Consider the following 11,767-nt stretch of genomic DNA (forward strand, 5'->3'; position numbering starts at 1 on the left):
CGGTAGATGACCGCGGCCGTGGGGACCGCGACGGCGGCGCCCGGGATGCAGCCGACGATCGCGCCGACCGAGATGGCCATGATGATCCCCAGAGGGTGGAAGCGGACCCACCGGCCGACGACGAGCGGCTGCAGGACGTGCCCCTCGAGCTGCTGCTCGAGGACGAGGATGCCGAGGAAGACGAGGGCGGTGACGAAGCCCTTGAAGCTGAAGACGACGAGCACGGCCAGCGCCCCGGCGACCAGGATGCCGACGATCGGGATGAAGCTCCCGAAGAACACGATCACGGCGAGCGGCGCCACGAGCGGCACTCCCATGATCACGAGGGTGACGGCGATGACGATCGCGTGGATGAGAGCGACGATCACGGTGCCGTGGACGTACTGCGACAACGTCTCCCAGGCCGCGCGGCCGGCCCGGTCGACGCGGTCGCGGTGCCCTCCCATCCCGCTGATGAGCCAGCGCCAGATCCCCGGCCCGTCCTTCAGCAGGAAGAACGTGACGAAGAAGAGGAAGACGATGGACGCGAGCACCTCGCCGGCGACGGTGGCGCCGGTGAAGGCCGTGCTGACCAGTTTCCCGCGCTGTTGCTGGATCTGGTCGAGCAGCTGGTCCACGACCGACTGGAGCTGCGAGCTCTTGAGATGCAGCGGCCCGGTGACGAGCCAGTGCTGGACGTCGGTCGCCGTCCGCTGGATCCGGGTGACCAGGTGGGGGAACTGGTCGTTGGCCTGGATCCCGACGAAGGTGCCGACGCCGCCGAGCACGCCGAGGGCCAGCAGCATCGTCAGCCAGGTCGCGGCGAGCGAGGGCATCCACCGCCGTAGCCGGGTGGTCACCGGGTACAGCAGCGCGCACAGCAGAAGCGCGATCGCGCACGGCAGCACCACCAGCCGCAGCATGTCGAGGATGCGCACGACCGCGTAGACGACGACCCCGACGACGATCAGCCGCCAGCAGAACGCGGCGACGGACGCCAGCGCCCGTGGCACTCCCGGATCCCGATCGTTCACTGTCCTCCTTCGGACGACGCCTTACCCGGAGGGGCGCCGTCGACTCGCCCACCCGACGTCTTCATGACCCGATGCGTTCGCCACGACGAGTGGTTGGCCACATTCGGGCATCGCGGGCCTCGTATCTCGCCAACGGGCCGGAATGCGCTTACGTTGTTGCCGGTGATGACCTTCGTTTAGGCGGGTCGGTCGGACGGGGAAGGGTGCGTCATGGCGCATGGCGTGGTGCATAGGGCATTGGACGGTTATCGATTCCAGATCTCGGGCGATCTGGACCTTACCCTCCCTTTCACCTCGGTAACGCGGTTCGCCGTGGACGGCAAGATCTACGAACTGACCTCCGGTGATCATGATGCCGCGTCCGCGTGGGCCCAGGATCTCGGCGTCCGCCACTTCGACGACGAATTCTCCGTCCAGGGCGGAACACTTCGCACCACGCGAGTCACCCATTATGACGAACGCGTCGGCCTGGAAGACCATCTCCTCGCCGTGATGTGGCAGGGCAATAATTATTCGATGTTCATTCCGATGTACAGCGCCCGGGCCGCCGACGCCGTTCGCCTTTTCCACCTTCTGCGCGTCACCGAGCACCGGGACGGCATCACCGTCGCCGCACAGAATCCCAAACGGGCGGGCATCGCCGAGCCGGCCGACGTGGCCAAGGAGATCCCCGAGGTCGGCCTGCTGGAGATCACCGCGCTCACGAAGACGACGGCGCGGAGGCTTCCGGGGTGGTCGGGCGCGCGGGTGCCGAGCGGCGAGCTCTTCCGCGACACGCTCGACGACGACACGACGTACTTCCTGCTCGCCACCCCGACCGCCATGGTCACCGTGCTGCCGCACGAGGCCCGGCAGGCCGTGGCCGTGGCGAACCGGCTCGCCGGTCTGCGCGTCGAGACCGTCGCCTGATGGGGGCGATGCTGACCGGTGTGGCGGCCGGGACGGTGGCGTTGATCCTGCTCGCGGCGTTCGCCGGGCACCTGCTGCATCCGCGCACCCTGCCCGCGGCGCTGACGGCGCACCGCACGGTGCCCGGCCCGCTGGTCTGGCCGGCGGCCATCGCGGTCGGTGCCCTGGAGGGCGTGCTCGGGGCGGTCACCGGGTACGCGCTGCTGGCCGGGCGCCCTCGTGCGCTGGCACTCGGCGCGACCGGCAGCACCCTGCTGTTCGCGGCCTACGCGCTGTACGGGCTGTACGTCCTGCGCACGCGGCCGAGCGTGCCGTGCGGCTGCGCGGCCGACGACACCCCGATGAGCGGATGGGTGGCGGGGCGGGCCGCGGCGCTCGCGCTGGCGTCCGTGACGGCGTCGGCCGGCGCCGGTTCGGCCGTCGCCTCCCATGGGGTCCAGGTCGCGATCGTGGGCCTGTCGTCCACCGCGTTCGCGGCGCTGCTGTGGTCGCTGCCGCCGGCCATGTCCGATCCGGAAAGGAGCACGGCCACATGAGCTTCGAGACCACGGCCCTGCTGGTGACGTGGGTGGCCCTCGTGCTGCTCGCCCTCGTGGTGGCCGGGCTGGTCCGGCAGGTGCACCACCTGACCCGGGGGCCGCGCACCCCGGACGTCGGCCTGGCCACGGGCATGCCCGCGCCGGGCATCGACCGGCTCGGACCGGAGCCGGGCCGGCCGACTCTGCTGCTGTTCCTCGGTGATGAGTGTCCCGCCTGCCACGACATCCTCGAGGAGGCCGTGGGCCTGGCCGACGCTCCGCCGATCCGCGCGCTGTTCCTCGACGGGGCCCTGGACGTCGATCCGCCGGAGTACATGCGGATCTTCGCCGGGCAGGGTGATCTGTTCGAGAGGTACCAGGTCGCGGCCACGCCGTTCGCGGTGCTCGTCGGCTCGGACGGGCGGATCCGGACGGCCGAGCCGGTGGGCTCGGTCCGGGCGCTGCACGCGCTGATCGCGCAGGCCGACGGCCGGATCGTCGACGCGGCCGGACCGACGCCAGGGCGGGCCGGCGTCGTTCCTGGGCCGCGGACGCCGGAGCCCGGGGACGCCTCCGGACCCGGGGCCCCGGCCCGCCGCGACGCGGAGCTCGGCGGGCGGACGCGATGAAGGTCGTCGCCGTGCGCGCCCCGGCGCCGGCAGGAAGTGAGACGGGGAGGATGCCCGATGCTCGAACTCGATGACATTCCCACGCTGCGCGGCCCGCGGCCCGAGGGGGCCCAGCGGGCCGTCCGGCGGGTGCCGCACGCGAAGGCCGAGGGGGTGGGGCGCCGGTCGATGCTGGGCGGCGCGCTGGCCGCCGGCACCACCGTCGGCCTTTCCGCCCTGGGGGTGTTCACCCCGGTGCGCAGGGCACTGGCCGACGGGTACACGATCGCCAGCAGCGGCTACTACGACATCTACGGCAAGTGCCCCGCCTACGCCGGGCCGTTCGACTGCTCTCCCGGCTGCGGCCCGAGCGCCGTGGTGGCGAGCGCGTGCCGGACGAGCGGCAAGTACAAGGGGTTCCACAAGTCCGGGGCGTCGGACCCGGGCAAGTTCAAGCTCCGCCCCAACCAGTGCTACGCGGGCAAGTACGACGGCTGGATCTGGGCGTACGCCCACAAGTGCGGCAAATGCGCCAAGTCGGTGACCTGGCGCTGCCACGACGGCTGGAAGAAGAGCGCCGCCGGGCACTGGTACAAGACCGTCTGCCGGTGGGCCCTTGCCTGCGCCAGCTGAGACCCGGCCGGCCGGGCGCCTGCGCCGGGGGCTGACCGAGCCGCTGCTGCCGTTCGCCGTGCTGGCGCTGCTGGCCGTCGCGGCGGCGGCCTCGCAGCGGACCGTGATGTGCTGGGCGTCGGTCGGCGCCCTGGCCGGGTACTCCCTGTCCGGCTCGGTTTGAACGCGCAACAGCGATTTCGTGCTGTTCTCGCCAGGTTGGCGGGCCCACGTACGGCAGGGCGAGGTCCTCGCCGTCTTCTCCCTCGGGCTTCTCCTCGGGGGCACGCTCAGCGCCACCGTGCTGTGGCTCCTGTCCGGCTTCGCGGCGCCGCTGCCCCGGACGGCGCGCGTCGGGGCGATCCTGGTGCTGGCGGTGGCCGGTGTGGCCCGCGAGGCGGGCTGGATCCGTGTTCCGCTCCCCCAGAACGCCCGGCAGATCCCCCGTGAGGTGCTCCAGCGCCGGATCAGGCTGGGCTCGCTGCAGTTCGGCTTCGAGCTGGGCACCGGGGTGCGCACCTACGTCTCCGCGAGCGCGCCGTACGTCGTCGCGCTCGGGCTCGTGCTCGCGCATCAGGGACCGCTCGCGACGATCCTCACCGGCACCGGTTTCGGTGTCGGGCGGGCGGTCACCGCGACCGCCCGCTACGCCAGCCGGAACCACGAGTGGGACGATCGCCGCATCACCCGGATGCCGGTCCTGACCAACGCGATCGGCGTCGCCGTCCTGATCGCCCTGGCCGTGTTCTACCTCTAGGGGACCAGGGTCACGTCGACCGTGAAGCCCTCCTGGGGCGCCGGGTCCAGCGTCAGGTCGGCGATCCGCCCGGCGGCCCGCAGGTCGCCCACTGCCAGGTGCGTGACGTTCGCGCCGCGGACCACGGCCCGCTCGACGTCGGCGCGCATCGAGACCTTCGCCGTCGACTTGGCCTTGCGGACCTGCCGGAGGACGTCGGAGGTGGCGGCGAGCACCGCCGGGTCGCCGTCGGACGGCGCGCCGGCGACGGGCCAGACCGCCTGGTGGACGGAGCCTTCACGCCACCACGACCAGACCTCTTCGGTGACGTAGGGCAGGGTCGGCGCGAACAGCCGCAGGAGGACCGACAGCGCCTCCCGCAGGGCCGCCCGTGCGGAGACCGCGCCCTGGTCGGGTTCGCCGTCCGGCGCGCCGTACGCGCGTGCCTTGACCAGCTCCAGGTAGTCGTCGCAGAGGTTCCAGAAGAACCGCTCGGTGCGCTCGAGGGCGCGGGTGTAGTCGTACGCCTCGAAGGCCGCGGTGGCCTCGCGGACGGTCTCGGCCAGCGTCGCCAGCATGGACAGGTCCAGCGGCTCGGTCACCGCCGCGCCGGGCGGCACGTCGCCGAGACCGAGCACGAACTTCGAGGCGTTGAGGATCTTGATGGCGAGCCGGCGGCCGACCTTGATCTGGCCGACGTCGAACGCGGTGTCCGTGCCGAGGCGGCCGCTGGCCGCCCAGTAGCGCACCGCGTCGGAGCCGTGCTGCACCAGCAGGTCCATCGGCGTGACGACGTTGCCCTTGGACTTGGACATCTTCTTGCGGTCCGGGTCGAGGATCCACCCGGACAGCGCGGTGTCGCTCCAGGGCAGCGAGTCGTGTTCCAGGTGGGAGCGCACGACGGTGGAGAACAACCAGGTGCGGATGATGTCGTGGCCCTGGGGCCGCAGGTCGTACGGGAAGACCCGGGTGAACAGGTCGGAGTCGCGCTCCCAGCCCCCGGCGATCTGCGGCGTCAGCGACGACGTCGCCCAGGTGTCCATGACGTCGGGATCGGCGTTGAAACCGTGCGGTTTGCCGCGCTGGTCCTCGGTGAAGCCCGGCGGGGTGTCGCTGGAGGGGTCGACCGGCAGCGACTCCTCCGGCGGCGTGATCGGCCGGTCGTGGATCGGCTCGCCGTCGCCGTCCAGGGCGTACCAGACCGGGATCGGAACGCCGAAGAACCGTTGCCGTGAGACCAGCCAGTCGCCGGCCAGCCCCTCGACCCAGTTGTCGTACCGCCCCTTCATGTGCGCCGGGTGCCAGGACAGCTCGGCCCCGCGGGCCAGCAGCCGGTCGCGCAGCTCCGGGTCGCGCCCGCCGTTGCGGAGGTACCACTGGCGGGTGGTGACGATCTCGAGCGGCTTGTTGCCCTTCTCGTAGAACTTCACCGGGCGGGTGACGGGCCGCGGCTCGCCGTCGAGGTCGCCGGACTCGCGCAGCAGCTCGACGACGCGCTCGCGGGCCGAGTGCGCGGTCAGCCCGGCCAGCTCGGCGTACGGCTCCGGGGCGACGCCGGCCGGCGGGTCGGGCAGGATCCGGCCGTTCCAGTCGATGATGGCGCGCGTCGGCAGGTCCAGCTCCCGCCACCAGGTCACGTCGGTCAGGTCGCCGAAGGTGCAGATCATCGCGATGCCGGACCCCTTGTCCGGCTCGGCGAGGTGGTGGGCGACGATCGGCACCTCGACGCCGAACAGCGGCGTGCGCGCGGTGGTGCCGAACAGCTCGCGGTAGCGCTCGTCGTCCGGGTGGGCCACCAGCGCGACGCAGGCGGGCAGCAGCTCGGGCCGGGTCGTCTCGATGTAGATCGGCCGCGCGCCGGGCTCGCCGCCGTGGAAGCGGATGCGGTGGAACGCGCCGGGCTGCTCGCGGTCCTCCAGCTCGGCCTGGGCCACGGCGGTGCGGAACGTGACGTCCCACAGGGTCGGGGCCTCCGAGACGTACGCCTCGCCGCGCGCGAGGTTGCGCAGGAACGCGCGCTGCGCGGCGGCGCGGGCGGGCGCGCCGATCGTGGTGTAGAGAAGGGACCAGTCGACCGACAGGCCGACGCGGCGCCAGACGTCCTCGAAGGCCTTCTCGTCGATCTGGGTGAGCCGGTCGCACAGCTCGACGAAATTACGCCGCGAGACCGGGATCTGCCGGCCCGGCTTCTCCGGTGGTTCGAAAGCCGGATCGTAGGGCAGAGAGGGGTCGCATCGGACGCCGAAGTAGTTCTGGACGCGGCGCTCGGTGGGCAGGCCGTTGTCGTCCCAGCCGATGGGGTAGAAGACCTCGCGGCCGCGCATCCGTTGAAAGCGGGCGATCGTGTCTGTATGGGTGTAAGAGAAGACATGACCGACGTGCAGGGAACCGCTCACCGTGGGCGGCGGCGTGTCGATCGAGTAGATCTCCGCACGCGCCTTCGACCGGTCGAAGCGGTAGGTGCCGCGCTCGTCCCAGAGTACGGCCCACTTCTCCTCGAGACCGTCGAGGGTGGGTTTCTCCGGCGGACGCGGCTTGTCTGTCATGGCGCCCATGGTATTGGGGCCGACGGCGCAGTCGGTCCTTGTCAGGTGATCGCCTGTGAGAGGGTCGGACCACGAGCAGGGCCGGAAACCACACTCGTAACGCAGGAAAGGGAGAACGCATGCCGGACAAGGGAGATCTGGGCTGGCGGCTGGTCGCCGGCGCGGCGGCCTTCGGGGCGGGATTCGTGGCCCGTAAGGCCATCACCTTCGGGTGGAAGCGGGCCACCGGCAACGAGCCCCCGACCAACCCGGAGTCTCCGGAGGTCGACCTGAAAGAGGCGATCGGCTGGGCCATCGTCATGGGCGTGGGCATGGAGGTCGCGCGGCTGCTGGCCACGCGCGCCGCGGCCAACCGCTGGCACAAGAGCACGGGCGAGCTGCCGTCCGCGCTGCGTTCGGCGGTCGACAAGGCCAAGAAGGTCGCCTCCTGACCCGCGACCGACCCCGGACGCATCGGCCGGCGCCCCGCGGATCATCCGGGGGCGCCGTTCTCATCGGGCGGCGGAGATCCGGTCCAGAACGTGGAACGGCGTCAGGCCGTAGGCGTAGTAGTCGACCGCGTCGGCGTATTTCGCCGCCGCCGTGACCTTCCCGGCGAGGTGGTCCGCCGAGTCGGTGTCCGGGAAACCGGGGCGCAGCACGGCGCGCAGCTCACGGCCGGGCCCCAGGGCCCTCCGGTAGGCCTCCAGGTCGGCGGCGACCCGGGCGGCGTCGCGGGCGTACGCCAGGACGGCGTACCCGGAGACCACGGAGCCGACGGCGGCCGGATCCACGCCGAGCCGCCACGCGTCGCCGGCCGCGGGGCCGCCCATGGGCAGCCCGTCGGCGTATCCCTTGGCCGCGCCGGACAGGTCGATGAAGATCAGCCGTGAGCCCTCGGCCGCCACGGCCTCGGCCACCTCGGCGGCGAGCGTGGTGACCGTACGGCGGCGGGCGAGCGAGAATTCCATGATCGCGGCGGGCGGCCCTTCCGTCTCCGGCCGCGGCCTGCCGTCCAGGGCCTCCTCGACGAGGCGTACGGCCTCGGCGCGCGCCGCGTCGGCCCCCTCGATCCGGCGGCAGTGCGCGCAGAAGCACAGGCCGAGGGCGTACTCCGCGAGCGCCCCCAGCTCGACGAACGAGCGCTCGTGGTGGTAGCCGTGCCCGAACAGGCCGAAGTGCAGCGACTCGGCGACGACGGCGTCCGCGTCGTACCGCGCGAGCGAGCGGGCCAGCGCCACGGCGTACGCCCGGACGTCCGGGTGGGAGGGGCACAGGTCGGCGGGGGCGGCGCGGTCGCCGAAGCAGTTCTCCTGGGTGACGTCCGGGTGCTCCAGACCCAGCGTGGTGTTGTGGCAGAACACGCCCCAGGCGTGTAGCGCGGCCCCGCGCTCACGGGTCAGTGACCGCAGCGCGCGCAGCGGCTCCTCCTCCGCCCCCGGCTGTACGGGCGGGACGAGCCGGCCGAACAGATCACCGGGCGGGAAGTGCACCCCGTCCCGGCGGAAGGTGACGCGGGCGGGGCCGTGCGGCGTGACGTCACGGGCCCGGTGGTAGGCGGCGGCGACGGTCAGCCCCGAGCAGCCCAGGGCGAGCACCCGGTCGAGGACCGGTGCGGCGCCCTCACCACGAACGTCCTCGACGAAGGTGTAGACGCAGGACTCGTGGGCCGGGCGCTCGGCACGGGGGGTCATCGGCGCTCCCGGGACTCGACGAGAGGGGGACGGACGGCGGGTCGGACGGGATTCGTCGATCGATACCGGGCGGCCGGAGCGCCGATGGACGTGGCCGGATCAGGCCGGGTTTTCGTCGATCGGCGGCGGGGCGGCCGGAGCGCCGATGGCGCGGCGCAGGTCCTTGCGGACCCTGTCGGCCAGCCGCCGGGTGGCCGTGCGGTTGAGGGTCCCGCCGGCGACGGCGCCGGTCAGGAAGGGGCCCATCGTGGTGAGGTGCCGGCCGAGCGTGCGCATCAGGCGCTTGCGCAGGCCGGTCTTGGCCGCCACGCCGAGCGCGACGGTGACGCTACCGGGCTTGAGCGGGTCGAACCCGCGCTGCTGGGCCCACAGCTGGAGAAACACGGCGCCGCGCGCCGTGCCGCTGCCGGGGACCTGCACGCCGTACACCTCGTGCAGTTCGGCGATCAGCTTGACCTCGATCGTGGCGACCACGACGGTCTCCGCCACGATCTGGGCGGGCGCGGACAGCAGGAGCGGCGGCGCGGCGAACTCGACGGCGGCCAGCGCACCCCCGGCGGCACCAACCGCGGTCGTGGCGCGCTGCGCGGCGCGCACGACCGAGTCGGCCAGTGGCTCCCCGGCGAGACCCTGGTGGTGGGCGCGGAGCGTCTCCAGGTCACGTACGGGGATGCGGGGCGCGACGTCCGCGACGACGTCCGCCAGCCAGCGACCCCGCGCGACACCCGCGACCCCCGCACGGCGCGCGCTCGCCGCCAGTAGGCGGGCGAGCCGGCCGAGCAGGCGGCCGCGGGTCTCGCGATCGACATCGTCGTCGGACAGTCGGCCGACCAGCTCCGCCATCTCCTGGCCGAGCCGGTCGTCACCGTCATTCCATCGGGCGAGCTCTCCTTCGGACACGGGCGGACCCCGGCGTCAGGCGGCGCACTCGCGGCAGATCAGCTGGCCGTTCTTCTCCTCTGCCAGCTGACTGCGGTGGTGCACGAGGAAGCAACGAGCGCAGGTGAACTCGTCCGCCTGGCGCGGAAGAACGCGGAGGCTCAGCTCCTCGTTCGACAGGTCCGCACCCGGCAGCTCGGTCACCTCCCCGGCGTCCAGGTCCTCGTCGATGACGCCCGTGCTCTTGTCCGCCCGGCGCGCCTGCAGCTCCTGCAGGCTGTCCTCGCTGAGGTCGTCGTCCGTCTTACGTGGGCTGTCGTAGTCGGTGGCCATCTTCTGTCTCCATCCCCCTCGGTCCTTAGTTATGCGCCCCGTCGCGCGGGTCTAACGCTTGAGGGGCCCATCTTGTGCCCGATCCGGGCGGGAAATTCTGTCACGGGATTTGACCCCGAACACGCAAGGCGCGTCGCATCACACCGTGACTCCTCTCACCGCCCTCCCGGAATGTCCGATGTGATGTAAATCACACTGCGAACGGCGAAGCCGTGACACCGTTCCACCTGAACCGGATGAGGACGACGAACGTCACAGGTAACGCGATATCGTTTCCCGCCTGTACGGACCTGGCGGGTGCACAGGATAAGGGTTGTCGGAAGGGGTTCACACATGCCGGATGCCGCTCCCCTGGAGCCGGGCGATCCGGCCGCGCTGGGGCAATACCGGGTAGTCGGAAGGCTCGGGGCGGGCGGCCAGGGCGCGGTCTTTCTCGGCCGGTCCCCATCAGGGGGCCATGTGGCGATCAAGCTGCTGCACGAACAGATGAACACCGACTCCTCCGCCCGGACGCGGTTCGCGCGCGAGGCCGAGGCGGCCCAGAAGGTGTCACCGTTCTGCACCGCGCAGGTCCTGGACTATGACCTGAACGGCCAGCCGCCCTACATCATCAGCGAGTACATCGACGGTCCGCCGCTCTATGACGTGGTGCTCCAGGAGGGCCCCTTCGAGGGCGCGGCGCTCGAACGCCTGGCGATCGGCACGGCGACGGCGCTCGCGGCCATTCACGAGGCCGGCATCGTCCACCGTGATTTCAAGCCGAACAACGTTCTGCTCGCCTCCGACGGCCCCCGCGTGGTGGACTTCGGCATCGCCCGGTCCGTCGACTCCCAGCAGAGCTCGGTCACGGCGACCGGCATGGTGGTCGGGACGCCCGGCTACCTCGCCCCGGAACAGCTCACCGGTGAGCCTCTGACGCCGTCGGTGGACATCTTCGCGTGGGGCGCCACGATGGTCTTCGCGGCGACCGGGAGGTCGCCGTTCGAGGCCGAGACGCTCCCGGTGATCATCAACCGGATCCTCAACGAGGAGCCGGACCTGTCCCGGCTGCACGGCATCATGCGCGAGCTGGTCGCCGCCGCCCTGGACAAGAACACCCGCCGCCGCCCGGCCGCGCATCAGCTCCTGCTGCGCCTGCTGGGCCAGGTGGGCGCGGCGCCGGGCCCCGCCGCCGACCGCAACGACCTGCTCGACAAGGGCACGCAGATCGCCGCCCAGCTGCCCCCTCCCCCGCCGATCATCGCCGCCCCGATGCCGCCGATGCATCCGGGTCCCTCCACCCCGCCGCCGATGCGTCCGGGCCCCTCCACGCCGCCGCCGATGATGCCTCCGGGCCCGGCGACGCCGAACCCGATGATGCGGCCGGGGCCCCAGACGCCGCCGCCGTGGCAGGGCCAGGGGCAGCCGACGCACCCCGTGGGAGCGCGGTACGTCCCGCCACCGCCGCAGAAGAAGAGCACCAACGCCCCGCTCTTCGTCGGCCTCGGCTGTCTCGTCGCGCTCATCCTCGTCATCGGCGTGCCGATCGCGATCGGCGCGGGACTGATGAAGAAGACCGAGAGCGACCGGCTGCCCTCGGGCTTCGATGGCGCGTGGTCCGGCACCGGCTCGCCGACCAGCAGCGAGGCGTTCGGCACCAGCCAGTCGCGCGGCGTCGAGCTCACCCTGTACCGCCTCATCAAGTCGGGCAACGTCAGGTACGACACCTGCTCCGGCAGTCTCGACAACCCGCAGATCTCCGACGACAAGAAGCAGGTGACGTTCCAGCAGACCCTCACGTCGTTCGGGACCAGCCAGTGCCTGTCCCCGTCGTACGTGACGCTGACCCTCCACGGCTCGTCGATGACCTGGCAGATGAGCCAGACCGCCGGCGGAACCCCGCTCGCCACCGGGACCCTCACCAAGTAGTAGGTCGCTGACCAGTCCCAGGGAGGACGCCC

At 71.9% G+C, this 11,767-nt stretch carries 13 protein-coding genes; 8 read left to right on the forward strand and 5 right to left on the reverse strand.

What is annotated here, in order from left to right:
* On the reverse strand, positions 1 to 1,013 hold a 1,013-nt coding region (locus NE236_RS39735; protein ID WP_252847467.1), incomplete at its 3' end, for an AI-2E family transporter.
* Positions 1,014 to 1,325: 312 nt separating this feature from the next.
* On the opposite strand from NE236_RS39735, the gene NE236_RS39740 reads away from it, so the two are divergent.
* From NE236_RS39740 to NE236_RS39765, 6 genes are read left to right on the forward strand one after another with little or no spacing between them, the layout of a single operon-like run.
* Positions 1,326 to 1,922 (forward strand): hypothetical protein, encoded by a 597-nt coding sequence (locus tag NE236_RS39740; protein ID WP_252847468.1) that lies wholly within the window; start codon positions 1,326 to 1,328, stop codon positions 1,920 to 1,922.
* Positions 1,922 to 2,458 carry a MauE/DoxX family redox-associated membrane protein gene (locus NE236_RS39745; RefSeq protein WP_252847469.1) on the forward strand — a complete coding sequence of 179 codons (537 nt, stop codon included), beginning with the start codon at positions 1,922 to 1,924 and terminating at the stop codon, positions 2,456 to 2,458. The genes NE236_RS39740 and NE236_RS39745 overlap by 1 nt, the downstream gene beginning before the upstream one ends.
* Complete coding sequence (locus NE236_RS39750) at positions 2,455 to 3,069, forward strand: thioredoxin domain-containing protein (protein WP_252847470.1); 615 nt, start codon at positions 2,455 to 2,457, stop codon at positions 3,067 to 3,069. The genes NE236_RS39745 and NE236_RS39750 overlap by 4 nt, the downstream gene beginning before the upstream one ends.
* Positions 3,070 to 3,126: 57 nt before the next feature.
* The gene (locus NE236_RS39755; protein ID WP_252847471.1) at positions 3,127 to 3,681 is read left to right on the forward strand and encodes a hypothetical protein; all 555 of its coding nucleotides are present in this window, start codon (positions 3,127 to 3,129) and stop codon (positions 3,679 to 3,681) included.
* A complete protein-coding gene (locus tag NE236_RS39760; RefSeq protein WP_252847472.1) occupies positions 3,665 to 3,844 on the forward strand; it encodes a hypothetical protein in 180 nt (59 codons plus the stop codon). The genes NE236_RS39755 and NE236_RS39760 overlap by 17 nt, the downstream gene beginning before the upstream one ends.
* Positions 3,845 to 3,862: 18 nt before the next feature.
* A complete protein-coding gene (locus tag NE236_RS39765; protein ID WP_252847473.1) occupies positions 3,863 to 4,417 on the forward strand; it encodes a hypothetical protein in 555 nt (184 codons plus the stop codon).
* Here the strand turns inward: NE236_RS39765 and valS are convergent.
* Entirely contained in the window at positions 4,414 to 6,942 is a 2,529-nt protein-coding gene (gene valS, locus NE236_RS39770; protein WP_252847474.1) for a valine--tRNA ligase, read from the reverse strand. The two genes, NE236_RS39765 and valS, sit on opposite strands and share 4 nt — an antisense overlap.
* A gap of 119 nt (positions 6,943 to 7,061) precedes the next feature.
* Between valS and NE236_RS39775 the strand changes: the two genes are divergently transcribed.
* Entirely contained in the window at positions 7,062 to 7,373 is a 312-nt protein-coding gene (locus tag NE236_RS39775; RefSeq protein WP_252847475.1) for a DUF4235 domain-containing protein, read from the forward strand.
* Positions 7,374 to 7,433: 60 nt separating this feature from the next.
* Here NE236_RS39775 and NE236_RS39780 read toward each other — a convergent pair whose 3' ends face one another.
* From NE236_RS39780 to NE236_RS39790, 3 genes are all read right to left on the reverse strand, one after another.
* Complete coding sequence (locus NE236_RS39780; RefSeq protein ID WP_252847476.1) at positions 7,434 to 8,615, reverse strand: hypothetical protein; 1,182 nt, start codon at positions 8,613 to 8,615, stop codon at positions 7,434 to 7,436.
* A 99-nt stretch (positions 8,616 to 8,714) separates the two neighbouring features.
* On the reverse strand, positions 8,715 to 9,458 hold the full coding sequence (locus tag NE236_RS39785; RefSeq protein ID WP_252847543.1) for a hypothetical protein: 744 nt from the start codon (positions 9,456 to 9,458) through the stop codon (positions 8,715 to 8,717).
* 72 nt (positions 9,459 to 9,530) lie between these two features.
* Positions 9,531 to 9,827: a DUF4193 domain-containing protein gene (locus NE236_RS39790; protein ID WP_252778476.1), complete on the reverse strand. Its 297-nt coding sequence runs from the start codon at positions 9,825 to 9,827 to the stop codon at positions 9,531 to 9,533.
* A gap of 333 nt (positions 9,828 to 10,160) precedes the next feature.
* On the opposite strand from NE236_RS39790, the gene NE236_RS39795 reads away from it, so the two are divergent.
* Complete coding sequence (locus tag NE236_RS39795) at positions 10,161 to 11,735, forward strand: serine/threonine protein kinase (RefSeq protein ID WP_252847477.1); 1,575 nt, start codon at positions 10,161 to 10,163, stop codon at positions 11,733 to 11,735.
* The last annotated feature ends 32 nt before the right edge of the window (positions 11,736 to 11,767 follow it).

This window comes from Actinoallomurus purpureus, assembly GCF_024055795.1.
Lineage (GTDB): Bacteria > Actinomycetota > Actinomycetes > Streptosporangiales > Streptosporangiaceae > Actinoallomurus > Actinoallomurus purpureus.

Excerpts from the sequence above, each read along its gene's own strand:
- NE236_RS39745 (WP_252847469.1), top strand. The coding sequence starts at position 1,922 with ATGGGGGCGATGCTGACCGGTGTGGCGGCCGGGACGGTGGCGTTGATC.
- NE236_RS39750 (WP_252847470.1), top strand. The coding sequence starts at position 2,455 with ATGAGCTTCGAGACCACGGCCCTGCTGGTGACGTGGGTGGCCCTCGTG.
- NE236_RS39755 (WP_252847471.1), top strand. The coding sequence starts at position 3,127 with ATGCTCGAACTCGATGACATTCCCACGCTGCGCGGCCCGCGGCCCGAG.
- valS (WP_252847474.1), bottom strand. The coding sequence starts at position 6,942 with ATGACAGACAAGCCGCGTCCGCCGGAGAAACCCACCCTCGACGGTCTC.
- NE236_RS39775 (WP_252847475.1), top strand. The coding sequence starts at position 7,062 with ATGCCGGACAAGGGAGATCTGGGCTGGCGGCTGGTCGCCGGCGCGGCG.
- NE236_RS39780 (WP_252847476.1), bottom strand. The coding sequence starts at position 8,615 with ATGACCCCCCGTGCCGAGCGCCCGGCCCACGAGTCCTGCGTCTACACC.
- NE236_RS39785 (WP_252847543.1), bottom strand. The coding sequence starts at position 9,458 with ATGGCGGAGCTGGTCGGCCGACTGTCCGACGACGATGTCGATCGCGAG.
- NE236_RS39790 (WP_252778476.1), bottom strand. The coding sequence starts at position 9,827 with ATGGCCACCGACTACGACAGCCCACGTAAGACGGACGACGACCTCAGC.
- NE236_RS39795 (WP_252847477.1), top strand. The coding sequence starts at position 10,161 with ATGCCGGATGCCGCTCCCCTGGAGCCGGGCGATCCGGCCGCGCTGGGG.